General features: G+C 61.7%; 1 protein-coding gene. It reads right to left on the reverse strand.

Annotation, left to right across the window (positions count from 1 at the left end; all coding sequences use genetic code 11):
- The coding region (locus ACYAR8_RS24735; protein WP_463581341.1) for a hypothetical protein at window positions 1-279 on the reverse strand (279 nt) is incomplete at its 3' end.
- Window positions 280-321 lie beyond the last annotated feature (42 nt).

The following is a 321-nucleotide window of genomic DNA, read 5'->3' on the forward strand; positions in this document are numbered from 1 at the left end:
GTGCGCTTGCTCGCGATTGCGATGGGTCAGCTGAATATCCGGTGGCTGACACACTGCGTTCGCGGGCAAGCGCGCTCCTACAGGTGATTTGCGCCCTCCGTTAATCCGCGCTCCTGTGGGTGATCCGCGCTTGACGCCCAACTCGCAGGTGGGAAATCGCAGGGTCATATGGAGCGGATCGAGTTCTGCTTCTGCCCGAAGGGCGTAGGAGTGCGCTTGCTCGCGATTGCGATGGGTCAGCTGAATATCCGGTGGCTGACACACTGCGTTCGCGGGCAAGCGCGCTCCTACAGGTGATTTGCGCCCTCCGTTAATCCGCGC

The organism is Pseudomonas sp. HP_01, assembly GCF_055284355.1.